This is a genomic window from Oleiphilus sp. HI0125 (assembly GCF_001635355.1).
The window spans coordinates 1-775 of the sequence record NZ_LWGF01000061.1 but is presented as its reverse complement, the minus strand read 5'-3'; the positions used below and the strand labels follow the sequence as shown (position 1 = coordinate 775).

Sequence of the window (775 nt, the reverse complement as noted above, 5' to 3'; positions counted from 1 at the left end):
CGCTCACATCACTCGCTAAAAAGCATGATATGAATGTACACATGGATGGCGCTCGTTTTGCCAACGCGCTTATCTCATTGAACTGCTCGCCTGCTGACATGACTTGGAAAGCCGGCGTCGATGTTTTGTGTTTGGGAGCAAGTAAAAACGGCGCGTTAGCGGCCGAAGCGGTTATCTTCTTCAATAAAGAACTTGCTAAAGACTTTGAATATCGACGGAAGCGAGCAGGGCACTTGCTTTCTAAAGGACGATTATTGGGGGCACAGTTTTGCGGCTGGCTTGAACAAAATCATTGGCTCGATTTAGCGATACAGAGCAATGCGCAAGCGCACAAACTTGCTCAATCTATCCAGAGCAGTTGCTACTCTGAACTTGCTTGGCCAGAGCAGAAAGCAAACTTCGGGAACGAAGTTTTTGCGTTTATCGACAACGCTAAAATCAAGGAATTGCGAAACGCTGGCGCTGTGTTTTATGAATGGCCTAAGCGGTTTTTGCCAACTAAAGATCGTTCTGATGCAACGCTTGTGCGTCTTGTTGTCTCGTTTAATACCTCTGATAGTGAGCTCACTCAATTTGAGAATGTTCTTCATTCCTCTAAATAGAGAAAAAACCACAGCGGGTTCATAAGGTTTGAACCGGCGCTAGGTCTCTGACGTATCACTAACCTCACTATTACTATGTAAAGGGGTTGAAGCTTTGAGTCAGACACAACAAAATCAAACACCATCAAAGTCGCAAAATAATCAAAGCGTTAACGAAGCGAAGCGTTTGCCTT

1 protein-coding gene is annotated in these 775 nt (G+C 44.9%); it reads left to right on the top strand.

All coding sequences use genetic code 11. The features are described 5' to 3' along the window. The coding region (locus A3762_RS01060; RefSeq protein ID WP_231878688.1) for a low specificity L-threonine aldolase at positions 1-602 on the top strand (602 nt) is incomplete at its 5' end. Positions 603-775: the final 173 nt, after the last annotated feature.